This window comes from Rhodococcus jostii NBRC 16295 (assembly GCF_001894825.1).
Taxonomy (GTDB): domain Bacteria; phylum Actinomycetota; class Actinomycetes; order Mycobacteriales; family Mycobacteriaceae; genus Rhodococcus_F; species Rhodococcus_F jostii.
Genome location: NZ_BCWY01000029.1, coordinates 1 through 15,702, shown reverse-complemented (window position 1 = coordinate 15,702; position 15,702 = coordinate 1). Strand labels below are relative to the sequence as shown.

Here is a 15,702-nt window from a genome sequence, read left to right as displayed (position 1 = left end):
GCGCCCGGGGCCGGGCGGTCGAACCGTGCCAAGTCATGGTCGCATGCGGGGTGCCGCGAAGGCTACGGGTTTCGCGGCATCGACGGACCGCGGCCCCGTTCCCATGTCAGGGAGCGGGGCCGCAGTATGTCATGGTGCTCGTCACCGCATGGGGGTGAAATCCCGGCTCCCGAGGTAGTCGGGGCGCGGCGCGGGCGCCGAGAACGGTTCGTTCAGGGTGTTCTCGACACTGTTGAACACGATGAAGAGGTTGGAACGCGCGAACGGGGTGATGTTGCCGTTCGAGCCGTGCATGCAGTTGGAGTCGAAGACGGTGGCGGAACCGGCAGGCCCCGTCATCATGTCGATGCCGTACTCGTTGGCCATCCTGGTGAGCGTCGCCTGATCCGGCGACCCGGTCGGAGGAACATAGCTGACCAGCGACTCCTTGTAGTAGTCGGCCGGGGTCTCGCCCGCGCACGAGACGAACGCGCGGTGGGAACCGGGCATGATCATCAGCCCGCCGTTGTGCCCGTAGTTCTCGGTGAGCGCGATCGAGATGCTCGCTGCGCGTGGGGTGGGCATTCCGTCCTCGGCGTGCCAGGTCTCGAAGTCGGAGTGCCAGTAGAACGGTCCACCGGTGAAACCGGGCTTGAAGTTGAGTCGCGACTGGTGCACGTAGACGTCCGAGCCGAGGATCTGCCGGGCGATCCCGACCACCTCGGGGCGGCGGATGATCTCGTCGACGACGCCGCTGAGACGGTGGACGTCGAACACGGAACGGACCGCGCCGTCACCGTTCTCCCGGACCACCCGGTTGTCGCCGCGCAGGGTGTCGGCGTCGGCGAGGCGGGTCATCTCGTCGACCAGGTCGAACACGTCCCGCGGTGGGATGATCGCGTCGGCCGAGTGGTACCCGCGTGCGTCGTAGTCGGCAATCTGATTCGCGGTGAGCGGACCGGACCTGGTATCACCCCGTTTCGGGTCGAACCAGGTGACCGGGTCCTGACGGACGGTCATCGTGCACTCGTTGCGGTCCCGCGTGGGGTAGTTGTCGGCTACGGCCGTACGCATAACTCGTGTTTCACCCTTTCGGATTGGACAACGCTTTACTCTTCCGACGTTCCCACTGGTCGTCGACGAATGCAACCCGGACACAGGTCCACCGAGGCTGGACTGGACCGCGACGGCGAGTCGCCGCAGTGGGATCGTCACGGGCATGATCGATTCGACGGCGGTACTCGGGGTGGCGGCGATCGCGCTCGGCCTGGTTTTCACACCGGGACCCAACATGGTGTATCTGGTCTCGCGCAGCATCACTCAGGGCAGAGCGGCCGGCCTGGTCTCGCTGGGTGGTGTCGCCCTGGGGTTCCTGTGCTATCTCGCGGCTGCGACACTGGGCATTTCGGCGGTGTTCTCCGCCGTCCCGCAGGCGTACACGGCGCTGAAGGTGGCCGGTGCGTGCTATCTGGGCTGGCTGGCATGGCAGGCGCTGCGGCCCGGCGGGAGCACGCCGTTCGCGCCGTCCCGCGCCCTGCCCCGGGATTCGTCCGCCCGGCTGTTCCTGATGGGTCTCACGACGAATCTGCTCAATCCGAAGATCGCGGTAACGTATCTGGCCCTGATCCCGCAGTTCGTCCACGCCGGCGCCGGGCCCGTCTGGTTGCAGAGTCTGCTGCTCGGCAGCGTCCAGATCACGGTCGCGCTCACGGTGAACACGCTGATCGTCTGCGTCGCAGGCACTGTCGCGACGTTCCTTTCGGGACGTCCGGTGTGGCTGCGCGCCCAGAAGGCCGTGATGGGAAGTGTCCTCGGCGGTCTCGCCGTCCACCTGGCACTCGACCGGACGCGCCCGGCAGTGGTCTGAACGGGCTCGTGGTCTGAACGGGCCGTGGTCTGAACCGGCAGTGGCCTGAATCATGCACACCTGGACATGTTTCGCGGGTACGGTCGGAGGGGAGGACGACGAAGGGCGAGAGATGGCCGGGACCATGCGGGCGGAACGATTCCATGCCGACACGAAAACCTTTGCTGTCGAGGATGTTCCGATCCCGGAACCGGGTCCGGGCGAAGTGCTGGTCAAGGTGGAGTTCTGTGGCATCTGCCATTCCGATCTGAGTCTGATCGACGGAACGTTCCCCGCGCTGCTGCCCGTGGTGACCCAGGGACACGAGGCGTCGGGCACGATCGCGAAACTCGGTGCCGGAGTGACCGGATGGTCCGAGGGAGACCGCGTGGTGCCGTCCGCGGGCAGGCCCTGCTTCGCGTGCCGCAACTGCCGCCGCGGCGACCTCACGAACTGCCTGAACATCCAGCTCATGGCGTTCGCCTACGACGGCGCGTGGGCCGAATACACGGTGGCGCAGGCCGGGGGACTGACCCGCATCCCCGACAACGTTTCGTTCGAGCAGGCGGCCATCCTCGCCGACGCGGTGTCGACGCCGTTCGGTGCCGTCGTGCGCACCGGCAAGGTGGGCGTCGGGGAGACCGTCGGAGTGTGGGGCGTCGGCGGGGTCGGTACCCACATCGTGCAGCTGGCGCGGCTGGTGGGCGCCGTCCCGGTGATCGCCTTCGACATCAATCCGGTTGTGCGGGAACGCGCCCTGGAACTCGGCGCCGACTACGCCTTCGACTCCCGGGACGAGGACCTGAAGGAGAAGGTCGCCGAGGCGACCGGCGGCCGGATGCTCGACGTCGCGTTCGACGCTGCCGGACTGAAAGTGACGTTCGAGCAGGCGCTCGACTGCCTGACCGTGGGTGGCCGTCTCGTCGCGGTCGGGTTGAGCGCGCAGGAGGCCTCGGTGGGCACCACGGCGCAGTTCGGGCTGTCGCAGAAGCAGGTCCTCGGTCATCTGGGGTACAAGAACGTCGACATCGAGACCCTCGCCGAACTGGTGTCGCGGGGCCGTCTGGACCTGTCGCGTTCGATCAGCGAGGTCGTCCCGCTCGAGGACGTCGTGAAGGGCATCGAGAAGCTCGAGAACCACGAGGGGAATCCCATCCGGATCCTGGTCAAGCCCTGACCCGGCCGGCAGGTTTCACGGATTAGACGCTCCGGACCTGTCGGTGTCCCGCTGTACCGTCGGCGCATGGGATATGAATTTCACGTCACCGTGGACTCGGAGAACCCGCATACCCTGGCCAAATGGTGGGCGCAGACACTCGGCTGGGAGGTGGAACCGAGCAACGAGGAGTTCATCCGCGGGCTCGTCCGGGCCGGCCACGCGCAGGAATCCGACACCATGGAGTTCGAGGGTGTCCTGGTCTGGCGGGAGGGCGCAGCCATCCGCGATCCGGAGCATTCCGAGCGCCCGCGTGTGCTGTTCCAACTGGTTCCCGAAGCGAAGACGGTCAAGAATCGACTGCACCTGGACCTCCGGGTCGGGGACGGGCGCGACGAGGTCGCCGAGAAGCTCGAGCTGTCCGGCGCCACCGTGCTCCACCGCGGTCGGCAGGGGCCGAGCGAGTGGATCACGATGGCCGATCCCGAGGGCAACGAGTTCTGCGTCAGCTGACGCGCGCAGTCAGCGATACGAGCTCGGGGTGCTTCCGGTCCAGCGCTTGAAGGCACGACGGAAGGCGCTGGGCTCGGAGAAGCCGAGCCGCGCCGACAGGTCTTCCACCGTTTCTCCGCGCCGGAGCCCGGCGACTGCGGCATCGCGCAGCACTTCCTCCCGCAGCTGGTTGAGCGACGTCCCCTCCTGCCGCAGCAGCCGGCGAAGGTGCGGGACGCTGATCGACAGCATCTCCGCGATGTCCTCGGCCGTCGAGGTGCGACCTTTCATGCCGAGTTCGAGAACCCGGCGCACCTGCGCCGACGCCGTGCTGTCGTAGTCGCGTTCCGACATCAGCAGCGTCGGCGACTCCCGCAGATAGTCCTCGAGCGTCTCCTCCGTCTGGATGATGGGGGCCCGCATCACGGCGTTGTCGAATTCGATTGCGGGAATGTCGGAATCGAACGTCACGGGAACGCCGAAGATGTGGTCGTAATTCTCGGCGAGCTGCGGGAGGGGGGCCGGATACGGCAGTTCCACCGCCAGCAACCGGACCCTCTTTCCGACGAGCCACGCCGCGAACCGGTGGAGGAGGATCAGCAGGAAGTCGGTGGTGACACGCGTCGCCTCGACCGACGCCTGCACGTCGTCGGTCGACCGTGCAGCCGAGGCCGGGCGGATGTCGATGGTCATGCGGGTTCCGCCGTTGTCGCCGGGGCCGACGTGCAATGCGGGCAGAGACGGCAGTGCGCGGAGGATGTCGGCCATCCGCTCCAGGGCGGCGGACAGATCCGCGGTGTGGATCAGGGCGAGGCACACGAGCCGAAAAGTGCCGCGCGGGACAGGGGCCGGCCCGAGTCCGAACAATTCGTCGCCCGTGATCTGCCAGACGGCCTGAGTGAACGCGGTGACCTGCGTCGGCGTCAGCCGGGCCAGCGGATCCTCGAGCGACGCCGCCGCGATCCCCGCCGCCGACAGTGCGGGGGAGAGGTCGATCCCGCTGCGCGCCGACAGTTCGAGCGACCGCCGCACGAAGTCGGCGGGGATGGTGCGGGCAGTCACGATCCGGGCTCCCCGAGTGTCCGGAGTCGCCGCGCGGCCTCCTCGAGCACGTGGTCCTGTTTGCAGAACGCGAAGCGCACCAGCGGGTTCCACGGCTGCGGGTGGTCGGTGAACACGCTGACCGGCACCGCCGCGACGCCGATGCGCTCCGGGAGGCTGCGGCAGAACTCGATGCCGTCACGTTCGCCGATCGGGGTGATGTCGGCGCACAGGTAGTACGTGCCGCCGCCCGAATGGACCTCCAGACCGGACGCGACGAGCGCGTCGTACAGCACGTCCCGCTTCGTCTGGAGACTGTCCCGCAGTTCCTTCACCCACCGCTGCTCGTGGGTCAACGCGTGCGCCACCGCCGGCTGGAACGGACCGCCGCCGACGAAGGACATGTACTGCTTCGCGGTTCGCACCGCGTCGATCAGTTCTGCCGGACCGCAGGCCCAGCCGATCTTCCACCCGGTGACGTTGAACGTCTTGGCGGCGCTCGACACCGACACGGTCCGTTCGTACATCCCCGGCAGGGTGGCCAGGGCGGTGTGCGTCCGGCCGTCGAAGACCAGGTGCTCGTACACCTCGTCGCTGAGCACCAGCAGGTCGTGCTCGCAGGCCAGTTCCGCGACGGCGGCGATCTCGTCCGGGGTGAACACGGTGCCCGTCGGATTGTGCGGGGTGTTGATCACCAGCATCCGGGTCTTCGGCGTAATTGCGGCCCGCAGGGCGTCGAGGTCGACGACGAACTTCGTCCCGGAACGGGCGAGTGGCACGCTGCGTCGCACCGCGCCCGCCAGTGCGACCGACGCCGCGTAGGAGTCGTAGTACGGCTCGATCAGCACCACTTCCTCGCCCGGTTCGACGAGACCCAGAATCGCGGCACTGATGGCCTCGGTGGCTCCGACGGTGATCAGCACCTCCGAATCGGGGTCGTGGTCGAGCCCGTACCGGGCCAGTCGGTCGGCTGCGACCGCGTGGCGGAGCACGGGCATGCCGGGGCCGGGCGGGTACTGGTTGAGCCCGTCCGCGATGGCTTGCCGCGCCGTGTCGAGCATCGACACCGGACCGTCGGTGTCGGGGAAGCCCTGACCGAGGTTGATGGCGTCGTGGCTCACGGCGAGCGCGGTCATCTCCGCAAAGATGGTGGATGCGAACGGCTGCAAGCGCTGGACGGTGCGGTTGCGCGGCGTTGCGGGCATTACTGCAGCGTAGTCGGTGTGACACCAAGGGTTGCACACGGCCGTGTCACGTTCGGCGGGGCTGTCTCGTCTTCTCTGTAGACGGCGCGCGAAGGGCGCCCGGTGACGATGGAGGACGCAATGCCCCGCATTCCCGCAGTGGCCCCGGCCGACGCGAGCCCGCTGGTCAAGGTCGCGTACAAGTTCGCTGCCCACAAGTTCGACGAGGTGCCCGAGCCGTTCGCCGTGCTCGCCCATCACCGCAAGCTGTTCGTCGCGTCGGCCCGCCACGAAATGGCGGTGCAGAAGGCGTCGACCGTACTTCCCGCCAACGTCCGGGAGATCGCCGTCTACCGCGTGGCGTGGACGATCGGCTGCTCGTGGTGCGTGGACTTCGGGACGATGCTGCAACGCCTCGACGGCCTGGACGTGGAGCGGCTCCAGCACATCGCCGACTACGCCGACTCGCCCGCGTACAGCGACGACGAGCGCGCGGCCATCGCATACGCCGACGCGATGACGGCGACGCCCACCACGGTCACCGACGAACAGGTGGCGGATCTCGAGCGCCGGTTCGGCCGCGCCGGTGTGGTCGAACTGTCCTATCAGATCGGCATCGAGAACATGCGGGCCCGGATGTACTCGGCGCTGGGCATCACGGAGCAGGGATTCGGCACCGATTCGTGCCGGGTGCCGTGGGCCGACGACACCGCGGTCACGAAGGAGGGTCCGGAAGTCTGATCCCGGTGAACTTCTCCGGATTGGCGATGTCGTACGCCGCGTAGACGAGCCCGTCCCGGACGGTGAACCCACCCACTCGCGGCGGCGAGCTGCGGTGGGCATCGTCGCCGGTGTATCCCGCGGTGAAGACGCCGAGCTGGCCGTTGACCAGCACCGGCTGGAGCGTTGTGAACACCTCCGGTCCGTACCGCTGCAGGAGGCCGAGGAAGAATCGCGCGAACTTGTCCGCACCCCGGATGACGTTGACGGCGGTGCGCGTGGTGCCGTTGGCGTCGCCGAGGACCAGGGCCTCCGGGTGCAGCGCCGCGACCACCGCGTCGAGGTCACCCTCGGCAAGCGCCTCGAGCAGTCGCTGCACGGCGAGGGCATGCTCCTCGTCGGGGACGGCGGGTATGGTTGCGGCGGCGGCCTTGCGGGCTCTCGACGCGAGCTGCCGCGCCGCCGGCGTCTCGATCCCGAGAATGTCGGCCACCTCGTCGAACGGCACCCCGAAACCGTCGTGCAGCACGAACGCGACCCGCTGCTGCGGGGTGAGCGTGTCGAGCACGATCAGCGCGGCCAGGCGGTTGTCCTCCTCCCGGACAACCGCTTCCAGAGGATCCGGTTCGGCCGACGGCGAGAGGCCGGTGACGACGGGTTCCGGAAGCCATTGACCGACATACTGTTCGCGCCGCACCGCGGCCGAACGCAACCGGTCGAGGCAGATCCGCCCGACCACCGTCGTGAGCCACGGGCCGAGGTCGCGGATGTTCGCGGCGTCCGTGTCGTCGAGTCGCAGCCACGACTCCTGCACGGCGTCCTCCGCGTCGCTGACGCTGCCCGTCAGCCGGTAGGCTACGGAGAGCAGATGCGGCCGGTGGGACTCGAATTCGTCTACCAGCGTCGCAGTGGGCATGCCGATATCCTACGTGCGGTCCAGACATAAAATCCGCCGTGTGCGTAACCGTTGACCCTGGTGGTGGGTCCGGACGTATGGTGTGGCGACCACACCACCTCCAGGGAGTCTGCCATGTTCCAGTGTTTCGGCTGTCGTAGCTGACCTGGCTTTTTCGCACCCCCTTTTTCAGCACGTTCTGCACACCTCGCTCGGCGACCCGCCGTGCGGGTTCGGAAAGTGCGCGTCGCACGACCCGCCGCTTCGTCGTCCGCGGGCATCACACACTAGGAAGACCTTCGATGATTCGTCCACGTTTCGCGCGGACTCTGGCCGCAGCGGCCGCCCTTCTCACGTTCACCAGCCTTGCTGTCGCGTGCTCCAGTTCGGAGACGACCACGACAGCCGACGGCAAGACGGTACTTCGCTACGAGGGGACCACGGGACAGGTCTCGTTCCCGGAACTCGCGGCCGACCTGGGCTACTACCAGAAGGTCGAGCTGAACTGGATCGGCGACACCACCAGTGGGCCGCAGAGCATTCAGAATGCCGCCACGGGGCAGACCGACTTCGGCGGAGCGTTCAACGGTGCGGTGCTGAAGCTGGCCGCGGCCGACTCCCCGATCACGTCCGTCATCGGCTACTACGGCTCTGACAAGGAGACGTTCAACGGGTACTACGTGCTCGACGGAAGCCCGATCACGTCGGCACGTGACCTGATCGGCAAGAAGGTCGGCATGAACACGCTCGGCGCACACCACGAGTTCCTCGTGCGTGAGTGGCTGGCACGGGAAGGGCTGACCCCCGACGAGATCAAGCAGGTCGAGCTGACCGTCGTGCCACCGGTGAACACCGAACAGGCGCTGCGGCAGGGGCAGATCGACGTCGGCACGCTCGGAAGCGTGTTCCGTGACAAGGCCGTCGAACGCGGCGGTATCCGTCCGCTGTTCACCGACGAATCCATCTTCGGTTCCTTCACGTACGGTTCGCTGCTGTTCCGCAACGACTTCATCGCGAAGAACAAGGACGCCGTCGCCGATTTCGTGCAGGGCACCGCCCGCGCCATCCGCTGGACCCAGACGACTCCGCGCGACGAGGTCATCGCGAAGTACAAGGACATCATCACCAAGCGCGGCCGCAACGAAACCACCGACCTCGTCGGCTACTGGAAGTCGCCGGGTGTGGCGGGTCCCGGTGGCGTGATCACCGACAAGGAGATCCAGACCTGGATCGACTGGCTCGTCCGCAACGGCGAACTCGAGGACGGCAAGCTCACGCCGGCCGACGTCTACACCAACGAATACAACCCGTACGCCAACGGCACGTACCCCGCAGACAGCGGTGCCGACGGCCAGGCGCTCGCCGTCAAGTGACCTGAACCCCAGATCCCCACGAAGAGAAAGTGATTCCGATGTCGAACTCCCGGTTCCGGCGCGGTGCCGTGCGCGCACTCGCCGCCACCGCAGCACTGTTCACGTTGGCCTCGGGAGTGGCGGGGTGTGCCGGCTCGTCGGATACCGCCACCACCGAGGACGGGAAGACGGTCCTGCGCTACCAGGGGTGGGCCGGTGACGTGGGATTCCACGAACTCGCCGAGGACCTGGGGTACTACGACAAGATCAAGCTCGAATGGGTCGGTGACACCACCAGCGGCCCGCAGGACATCCAGTCGGCGGCCACCGGTGACATCGAGTTCGGCTCGGCCTTCAACGGGGCCGTCGTCAAGCTCAACGCTGCGGGGGCACCGATCACGTCGGTGCTCAGTTCCTACGGCGCGGATGCCGGCGAGTACACGGGATACTTCGTGCTCGACGGCAGCCCCATTCGCTCGGCGCGGGACCTGATCGGCAAGAAGGTCGGGATGAACACGCTCGGTGCGCACCACGAGTTCCTGGTCCGCGAGTGGCTGGCACAGCAGGGGTTGACCCAGGACGAGATCAAGCAGGTGGAGCTGACCGTGGTTCCGCCGGTGAACAACGAAACGGCTCTGCGCGAAGGTCAGATCGACGTGGCCGCCATCAACGGCATCTTCCGCGAGACCGCGCAGGAGCGCGGCGGTATCCGGCCCCTGTTCACGGACCGGGATCTGTTCGGCGCGTTCAGTTACGGCACCTACGTGGTGCGCGACGACTTCCTGGCGAAGAACGAGGACGCCGTCGCGGACTTCGTGCAGGGCACGGCCCGGGCCATCCGCTGGACCCAGGTGACACCGCGCGAGGAGGTGGTCGCACGGTTCAAGAGCATCATCGACCGGCGTGGCCGCAACGAGAGCGACGAGGCCATCGACTACTGGCGCAGCTCCGGAATTCCCGTCGCCGGAGCCGTGATCCAGGAGAAGGAGCTGCAGACGTGGATCGACTGGCTCGTCCGGAACGGTGAGCTCGACGAGGGCAAGTTGACCGCAACCGACCTCTACACCAACGAATTCAACCCGTACGCCAACGGCACGTTCCAGCCCGAGAGCGGGCCCGACGGAGAAGTACTGGAAGGACAGAAATGAGCACCATCGCCCCGAACCCCGATCGGGTTCAGACGCCCAAGCTCCGCCTCGAACACGTCACCAAACAGTTCGACGTGCGCGGGTCCAAGGACAAGTTCACCGCGATCGAGGACATCGACATCGATCTCGCGGACGGTGAGTTCCTCGTCCTCGTCGGGCCGAGTGGTTGCGGAAAGTCCACGTTGCTCGACCTTCTCGGTGGGCTCAGCACGCCCACGTCCGGCCGGATCCTGCTCGACGGAAAGCCGGTCACCGGGCCGGGTCTGGACCGCGGAATCGTCTTCCAGCAGTACGCACTCCTGCCGTGGCGGACGGCCCGGCACAACATCGAGTTCGGGCTCGAAGCCAAGGGACTGCCCAAGAAGGAACGGCGCGAACTCGCCGAGCACTACCTCGAACTCGTCGGTCTGAAGGGGTTCGGCGACCGGTACCCGCACGAGCTGTCGGGCGGCATGAAGCAGCGTGTCGCGATCGCCCGCAGCCTGGCGTTCGACCCCGAGGTGCTGCTGATGGACGAGCCGTTCGCCGCACTCGACGCCCAGACCCGGGAGTCGCTGCAGGACGAACTGCTGCGGATCTGGAAGGCCACCGGCAAGACCATCCTGTTCATCACCCACGGGATCGACGAGGCCATCTACCTCGGGCAGCGGGTCGCCGTCCTGACGTCGCGGCCCGGCCGGGTGAAGACGTTCGTCGACATCGACATCGATCGCTCGGGCGAGGACGTCCGGTCCAACGAGCAGTTCCGGCACTACCGCCACCGCATCTGGACGCTGCTGCACGGCGAAGTAGAGCGTGCACAGGTGATCGAGAAGGAGGAAGCACATGTCTAGCGCACTCGCGACACCGGAAGCTCCCGTCGTCACCGATCCGACCGCGGTCGGGGCACCGGCTCCGACCCCGCCGGAGCCGGGTGCCGCCCAGCGTGTCGGTGCGGTCCTCGGGCCGATTGCCTGGCGGATCCTCAAGCCGTCCGTCGCGATCGTCGCCTTCCTGGCACTGTGGGAGATCGCCCCCCGGGTCGGTCTCGTCGACGAGGTGTTCCTGCCCCCGTTCAGCACGGTGGTCGAGGCATTCTTCGATCTGGTCAAGAGCGGTGAACTGTGGCAGCACGTGTCCGCCAGCCTCTCCCGGGCCCTGATCGGATTCTTCGTGGCGGTCGTGATCGCGATCCCGCTGGGCATCGCGATCGCCTGGTACCGGCCCGTGTCGGACTTCCTGAACCCGATCCTGGAGCTGTTCCGCAACACGGCGGCGCTGGCGTTGCTTCCCGTCTTCATCCTGATTCTCGGCATCGGTGAGGAATCCAAGATCGCCCTCGTGATCTACGCCTGCACCTTCCCGATCCTGCTGAACACGATCTCCGGTGTGCGCACCGTGGACCCGCTGCTGATCAAGTCGGCGTCCTCGCTCGGGCTGTCGCCGGTGCGTCTGTTCCAGAAGGTCGTGCTGCCCGCGGCGGTGCCGACCATCTTCACCGGCATCCGCATGGCGGCGGCGTCGTCCATCCTCGTGCTGATCGCCGCCGAGATGGTCGGGGCGAAGGCCGGGCTCGGCTACCTGATCACCGCCTCCCAGTTCAACTTCCAGATCCCCAACATGTACGCGGGCATCGTCGCCATCTCCGTTCTCGGGCTGTCGCTCAACGCCGTCCTCGTACTGATCGAACGCAGGCTGTCCCGCTGGCGGGTCTAGTCACTTACCGGAAAAGAAAACTCCACATGTCACAGGATTCCCAGCAGTTCCACCTCAACGCGTTCCTCATGGGCGTGGGACATCACGAGGCGGCGTGGCGGCACCCCCGCACCGAAGCCCACCGCGTTCTGGACGTCGCGCACTTCCAGGAACTCGGCCGGATCGCGGAGCGGGGCAAGCTCGATTCGGTGTTCTTCGCCGACGGCCTCGCCGTCGGACCGCGGATCGCGCACAACACCCAGGCGATCTTCGAACCCGTCACGCTGCTGTCGGCGATCGCCGTCGCCACCGAACACGTCGGCCTGATCGCCACGGCGTCGACGAGTTATTCCGACCCGTACAACCTGGCGCGCAAGTTCACCTCGCTCGACCACATCAGTGGTGGCCGGGCGGGGTGGAACATCGTGACGTCGGCCGGCGCGGACGAGGCGGCCAACTTCGGCGTCGACGGCATCCCCGCGCACAGCGGACGGTACGAGCGCGCCGAGGAATTCGTGGACGTCACCCTCGCGCTGTGGGACAGCTGGGAGGACGGCGCGGTGGTGCTCGACCCGGAGACCGGCGTGTTCGCCGACCCCGGAAAGGTCCACACGATCGATCACGACGGACCGCGGTTCCGGGTCAGGGGTCCGCTCAATTCGCCGAGGTCCGCGCAGGGGCGGCCGCTGCTGGTGCAGGCCGGGTCGTCCGAGAGCGGCAAGGAGTTCGCCGCGCGGTACGCCGAGGCCGTCTTCACCGCACAACGCACCCTGGAACAGGGGCAGGAGTTCTACCGCGACCTCAAGGCCCGCGTCGTCAAGCACGGCCGCAACGCGGGCGAACTGAAGGTCCTGCCCGGCATCGTCCCGTTCATCGCGGACACGAAAGAAGAGGCGGAGGCGCTCGAGCAGTCGTTCACCGACCTGATCTCGCCCGAGTACTCGCTGCGCCAGCTGTCCACGATGCTCGGTGTCGACCTGACGAAGCATTCCCTCGACGCGCCGCTTCCACCGCTGCCGCCCCTCGACGAGATCCAGGGCAACAAGAGCCGGTACCAGCTGGTGAAAGATCTCGCGGCGGACGGTTCGCTCACCGTCCGGCAACTGATCGGACTGCTCGGCGGCGGACGCGGACACCGCACGTTCGCCGGGACCCCGGAACAGGTGGCGGACGAACTGCAGACGTGGTTCGAGCAGGGCGCGGCCGACGGTTTCAACATCATGCCGCCGTACCTGCCCGGCGGCCTGGACGATTTCGTCGACCGGGTCGTCCCGATCCTGCAGCAGCGTGGACTGTTCCGCACGGAATACACCGCGACGACGCTGCGCGGCCACTACGGCCTCGCCGACGTCGGTAATCGGTTCGTGGACGCGGCCGACGAAGCGAGCGCATGAGCGGCCAGACCGGTCTGAAACCTCTCGTCACCACCGTCTTCGTTCCCGCCGCGATCTTCGGCATCGGCCAGGGCGCCGCCGCCCCGGTCATGGCGCTGACGGCCCGCGAACTCGGCGCGTCCGTTGCCGTGTCGGGGCTGATCGTCGCGGTCGTCGGGCTCGGCGCCGTCCTCGGCGACCTGCCCGCCGGCCGGATCGTCGCCAAGTTCGGGGAGCGGCGGTCCATCATCGGCGGCAGTACCGTCGGCGCCGTCGGTGTGCTGGTGTGTCTGCTCGCGCAGACACCGTGGATGCTGGGTGTGGGCGCACTGCTGACGGGGCTCGCCAACGCCGTGTGGGGGCTGGCCCGCCAGAGCTACCTGGCCGACGCCGTGCCGATCGGGCTGCGGGCCCGGGCGATGTCGTCGTTCGCGGCGATGTGGCGGCTCGGCTTCTTCGTGGGACCGCTGCTCGGCGCCGCCGTGATCCTCGTGGTCGGTGCCCGCGGCGGGTTCATGGTGCAGTTCGTCGGCGTCGTGCTGTCCGGGTGGCTGATGTCGAGGGTCCCCGACCCGCCGCGTCGCAGCGCCACCGCGAGTGCACACGCCACGCTGCCGTCGATTCTGCGTCGACACCGGAAGTTGCTGGCCACCCTCGGCGCCGGATCGCTCCTCATGGGAGCGGCCCGCGCGTCCCGGGAGGCGGTGCTGCCGCTGTGGGCAGCGCACCTCGGACTCGACGCCGCCCAGGTCAGCCTCGTCTTCGGTGTCGGTGCGGCCGTCGACCTGCTGTGCTCGTACCCGGCCGGACATTTCATGGACCGATACGGCCGCCGGTTCATCGCGGTGCCGTCGCTGCTGGTGATCGGGACCTCCTACCTGGCGTTGCCGTTCTCACACGACCTGCTGTCGATCGGGATCGTCGCCGTCGTGATGGGAATCGGCAACGGGCTCGGCAACGGCGTCATCATGACGCTCGGCGCCGACATCGCCCCACCGGCGACGCGCGCCGAATTCCTCGCCGCCTGGCGGCTCACCCACGACACCGGCATGTTCGCCGGGCCCTTCGGGGTCGGCGCGCTCGCCGCGGTCGTCCCGCTGGGTGCGGCCGTCGCCGCGATCGGGGGAGCGGCGCTGGTCGGCGCCGGACTCCTCTTCCGGTTCATCCCGGTCTATTCCCCGTGGCCACCACCGGCCACGCCGGCGCCGGATTCCCCACCGCTCGAAAAACAGGAAGCATAGGTACATTCGTTTCATGCGCTTCGGATTGTTCGTTCCTCAAGGTTGGCGTCTGGATCTCGTCGGAATCGATCCCGCGGATCAATGGTCGGTGATGCGCGACTTCGCGTTGCGCGCCGACCAGGGTTCCGCGTGGGATTCGCTGTGGGTCTACGACCACTTCCACACCGTCCCCGCACCGACGGAGGAGGCCACGCACGAAGCGTGGACCCTCATGTCCGCCTTCGCCGCGGTCACCTCGCGGGTGCGGCTCGGCCAGATGTGCACGGCCATGAGCTATCGCAACCCCGCCTACCTCGCGAAGGTTGCCGCCACCACCGACCTCATCTCCGGCGGGCGAGTCGAGATGGGCATCGGCGGCGGCTGGTACGAGCACGAGTGGCAGGCCTACGGGTACGGATTCCCCTCTGCCGGTACGCGTCTCGGTCGCCTCGACGAGGGCGTGCAGATCATGCGCCAGGCCTGGACCAACGGCACCGCGACCCTCGAAGGTAAGCACTACCAGGTCGACGGCGCCATCGTCCGCCCACTTCCTCTGCAGGAAGGCGGAATTCCGCTGTGGATCGCCGGCGGCGGCGAGAAGGTGACGCTGAAGATCGCGGCCAAGTACGCGCAGTACACCAACTTCGACGGAACACCCGAAGGATTCGCGCTCAAGTCCGAGATTCTGCGGAAGCACTGCGACACCGTCGGCACCGACTTCGACGCCATCGTCCGCTCGGCCAACTACAACGTCGCGATCGGCACCACGGAGGCGGAGGTCGAGCAGCGACTGCTCACTCTGAAGGAGCGGCTCACCCCGCACGTCGGCGCCGACGCCGCGGAGGGTGCGCTGGGCGCGTTCCGCGGAATGCCCGGCGTCGGAACGCCGGAGCAGATCGTCGAGAAACTGTCGGCGCTGAAGGACCAGGGAATGTCCTACGGCATCTTCTACTTCCCCGAGGCCGCCTACGACACGTCGGGCATCGAACTCTTCGAGAAAGAGGTCCTGCCCGCGCTGCGCTGATCAGCAGGCCGCGTCACCGGGCATAGAGTGGCGGGCATGTTCGTCGTCACCCTCGCCGCCGACACCCTGTGGCTCAGTCCGCCGGTCGTCACCGACGTCGATGCGATCTGCGCGGCGTGCAGCGACGCGTCGATCGCCGAGTGGACGACGATGCCCGCACCCTACGCGCGGTCGGACGCCGAGCAGTTCGTCCGGCAGACGGTGCCGTCCGGCTGGGCGGACCGCAGTCCCACCTGGGCGCTGCGCGAACACGAAACCGGACCCGTGCTGGGGATGATCGGACTGATGTCACGGGACATGACGGCAGCCGAGATCGGGTACTGGCTCTCGCCCGCCGCCCGCTCGCGGGGACTCATGACGACCGCGGTGAACCTGGTGTGCGATTTCGCGTTTCGGTCCGACGGCATGGGACTCGAACGCATCGAATGGCGCGCCTTCGTCGGCAACCGCGACTCCGCGGCGGTCGCCCGCAAGGTCGGATTCCGGTTCGAAGGGGTCCAGCGCGCCGGACTGATGCAGCGCGGTGTCCGACGCGATTCGTGGGTGGCCGGCCTGCTCGCCGACGACCCACGGGAACCGGCCGACGGCTGGCCCGGCT

The 15,702-nt window shown here is 67.6% G+C and carries 16 protein-coding genes; 12 read left to right on the top strand and 4 right to left on the bottom strand.

Annotation, left to right across the window (positions count from 1 at the left end):
• Positions 1 to 141: 141 nt before the first annotated feature.
• Positions 142 to 1,053, bottom strand: coding sequence for an ectoine hydroxylase (gene thpD / locus RJ1_RS19575; RefSeq protein WP_073362863.1), 912 nt, complete (start codon positions 1,051 to 1,053; stop codon positions 142 to 144).
• 145 nt (positions 1,054 to 1,198) lie between these two features.
• On the opposite strand from thpD, the gene RJ1_RS19570 reads away from it, so the two are divergent.
• The 3 genes from RJ1_RS19570 (at position 1,199) to RJ1_RS19560 (ending at position 3,494) form a co-directional block, all read left to right on the top strand.
• Positions 1,199 to 1,846 carry a LysE family translocator gene (locus RJ1_RS19570; RefSeq protein WP_073362859.1) on the top strand — a complete coding sequence of 216 codons (648 nt, stop codon included), beginning with the start codon at positions 1,199 to 1,201 and terminating at the stop codon, positions 1,844 to 1,846.
• A gap of 112 nt (positions 1,847 to 1,958) precedes the next feature.
• Entirely contained in the window at positions 1,959 to 3,002 is a 1,044-nt protein-coding gene (locus RJ1_RS19565; RefSeq protein ID WP_073362856.1) for a zinc-binding dehydrogenase, read from the top strand.
• A 66-nt stretch (positions 3,003 to 3,068) separates the two neighbouring features.
• Positions 3,069 to 3,494 (top strand): VOC family protein, encoded by a 426-nt coding sequence (locus RJ1_RS19560; protein WP_073362853.1) that lies wholly within the window; start codon positions 3,069 to 3,071, stop codon positions 3,492 to 3,494.
• A 9-nt stretch (positions 3,495 to 3,503) separates the two neighbouring features.
• On the opposite strand, the gene RJ1_RS19555 is transcribed toward RJ1_RS19560, so the two are convergent.
• Together RJ1_RS19555 and RJ1_RS19550 are read right to left on the bottom strand one after the other, a co-directional pair.
• The gene (locus RJ1_RS19555; RefSeq protein ID WP_073362850.1) at positions 3,504 to 4,535 is read right to left on the bottom strand and encodes an AraC family transcriptional regulator; all 1,032 of its coding nucleotides are present in this window, start codon (positions 4,533 to 4,535) and stop codon (positions 3,504 to 3,506) included.
• Complete coding sequence (locus tag RJ1_RS19550) at positions 4,532 to 5,719, bottom strand: pyridoxal phosphate-dependent aminotransferase (protein WP_073362847.1); 1,188 nt, start codon at positions 5,717 to 5,719, stop codon at positions 4,532 to 4,534. Before RJ1_RS19550 ends, RJ1_RS19555 begins: the two co-directional genes overlap by 4 nt.
• Positions 5,720 to 5,839: 120 nt before the next feature.
• Here RJ1_RS19550 and RJ1_RS19545 point away from each other — a divergent pair, with 120 nt between their 5' ends.
• On the top strand, positions 5,840 to 6,439 hold the full coding sequence (locus RJ1_RS19545; protein ID WP_073362844.1) for a carboxymuconolactone decarboxylase family protein: 600 nt from the start codon (positions 5,840 to 5,842) through the stop codon (positions 6,437 to 6,439).
• Here the strand turns inward: RJ1_RS19545 and RJ1_RS19540 are convergent.
• Positions 6,414 to 7,334, bottom strand: coding sequence for a sigma-70 family RNA polymerase sigma factor (locus RJ1_RS19540; protein ID WP_073362841.1), 921 nt, complete (start codon positions 7,332 to 7,334; stop codon positions 6,414 to 6,416). The two genes, RJ1_RS19545 and RJ1_RS19540, sit on opposite strands and share 26 nt — an antisense overlap.
• Positions 7,335 to 7,615: 281 nt before the next feature.
• Between RJ1_RS19540 and RJ1_RS19535 the strand changes: the two genes are divergently transcribed.
• From RJ1_RS19535 to RJ1_RS19500, 8 genes are all read left to right on the top strand, one after another.
• The gene (locus RJ1_RS19535; RefSeq protein WP_073362839.1) at positions 7,616 to 8,686 is read left to right on the top strand and encodes an ABC transporter substrate-binding protein; all 1,071 of its coding nucleotides are present in this window, start codon (positions 7,616 to 7,618) and stop codon (positions 8,684 to 8,686) included.
• 38 nt (positions 8,687 to 8,724) lie between these two features.
• A complete protein-coding gene (locus tag RJ1_RS19530) occupies positions 8,725 to 9,813 on the top strand; it encodes an ABC transporter substrate-binding protein (protein WP_073363090.1) in 1,089 nt (362 codons plus the stop codon).
• On the top strand, positions 9,810 to 10,646 hold the full coding sequence (locus RJ1_RS19525; RefSeq protein WP_073362836.1) for an ABC transporter ATP-binding protein: 837 nt from the start codon (positions 9,810 to 9,812) through the stop codon (positions 10,644 to 10,646). The genes RJ1_RS19530 and RJ1_RS19525 overlap by 4 nt, the downstream gene beginning before the upstream one ends.
• Positions 10,639 to 11,508, top strand: coding sequence for an ABC transporter permease (locus tag RJ1_RS19520; RefSeq protein ID WP_073362833.1), 870 nt, complete (start codon positions 10,639 to 10,641; stop codon positions 11,506 to 11,508). Before RJ1_RS19525 ends, RJ1_RS19520 begins: the two co-directional genes overlap by 8 nt.
• Positions 11,509 to 11,534: 26 nt before the next feature.
• On the top strand, positions 11,535 to 12,881 hold the full coding sequence (locus tag RJ1_RS19515) for an LLM class flavin-dependent oxidoreductase (RefSeq protein ID WP_073362830.1): 1,347 nt from the start codon (positions 11,535 to 11,537) through the stop codon (positions 12,879 to 12,881).
• Positions 12,878 to 14,101 carry an MFS transporter gene (locus tag RJ1_RS19510; RefSeq protein ID WP_073362827.1) on the top strand — a complete coding sequence of 408 codons (1,224 nt, stop codon included), beginning with the start codon at positions 12,878 to 12,880 and terminating at the stop codon, positions 14,099 to 14,101. The genes RJ1_RS19515 and RJ1_RS19510 overlap by 4 nt, the downstream gene beginning before the upstream one ends.
• Positions 14,102 to 14,114: 13 nt before the next feature.
• Complete coding sequence (locus tag RJ1_RS19505; protein ID WP_073362824.1) at positions 14,115 to 15,104, top strand: LLM class F420-dependent oxidoreductase; 990 nt, start codon at positions 14,115 to 14,117, stop codon at positions 15,102 to 15,104.
• A gap of 36 nt (positions 15,105 to 15,140) precedes the next feature.
• A partial coding sequence (locus RJ1_RS19500; protein ID WP_073363087.1) for a GNAT family N-acetyltransferase occupies positions 15,141 to 15,702 on the top strand: 562 nt, incomplete at its 3' end.

Excerpts from the sequence above, each read along its gene's own strand:
- RJ1_RS19520 (WP_073362833.1), top strand. The coding sequence starts at position 10,639 with ATGTCTAGCGCACTCGCGACACCGGAAGCTCCCGTCGTCACCGATCCG.
- RJ1_RS19535 (WP_073362839.1), top strand. The coding sequence starts at position 7,616 with ATGATTCGTCCACGTTTCGCGCGGACTCTGGCCGCAGCGGCCGCCCTT.
- RJ1_RS19530 (WP_073363090.1), top strand. The coding sequence starts at position 8,725 with ATGTCGAACTCCCGGTTCCGGCGCGGTGCCGTGCGCGCACTCGCCGCC.
- RJ1_RS19510 (WP_073362827.1), top strand. The coding sequence starts at position 12,878 with ATGAGCGGCCAGACCGGTCTGAAACCTCTCGTCACCACCGTCTTCGTT.
- RJ1_RS19545 (WP_073362844.1), top strand. The coding sequence starts at position 5,840 with ATGCCCCGCATTCCCGCAGTGGCCCCGGCCGACGCGAGCCCGCTGGTC.
- RJ1_RS19550 (WP_073362847.1), bottom strand. The coding sequence starts at position 5,719 with ATGCCCGCAACGCCGCGCAACCGCACCGTCCAGCGCTTGCAGCCGTTC.
- RJ1_RS19565 (WP_073362856.1), top strand. The coding sequence starts at position 1,959 with ATGGCCGGGACCATGCGGGCGGAACGATTCCATGCCGACACGAAAACC.
- RJ1_RS19540 (WP_073362841.1), bottom strand. The coding sequence starts at position 7,334 with ATGCCCACTGCGACGCTGGTAGACGAATTCGAGTCCCACCGGCCGCAT.
- RJ1_RS19505 (WP_073362824.1), top strand. The coding sequence starts at position 14,115 with ATGCGCTTCGGATTGTTCGTTCCTCAAGGTTGGCGTCTGGATCTCGTC.
- RJ1_RS19515 (WP_073362830.1), top strand. The coding sequence starts at position 11,535 with ATGTCACAGGATTCCCAGCAGTTCCACCTCAACGCGTTCCTCATGGGC.
- RJ1_RS19525 (WP_073362836.1), top strand. The coding sequence starts at position 9,810 with ATGAGCACCATCGCCCCGAACCCCGATCGGGTTCAGACGCCCAAGCTC.
- thpD (WP_073362863.1), bottom strand. The coding sequence starts at position 1,053 with ATGCGTACGGCCGTAGCCGACAACTACCCCACGCGGGACCGCAACGAG.
- RJ1_RS19560 (WP_073362853.1), top strand. The coding sequence starts at position 3,069 with ATGGGATATGAATTTCACGTCACCGTGGACTCGGAGAACCCGCATACC.
- RJ1_RS19570 (WP_073362859.1), top strand. The coding sequence starts at position 1,199 with ATGATCGATTCGACGGCGGTACTCGGGGTGGCGGCGATCGCGCTCGGC.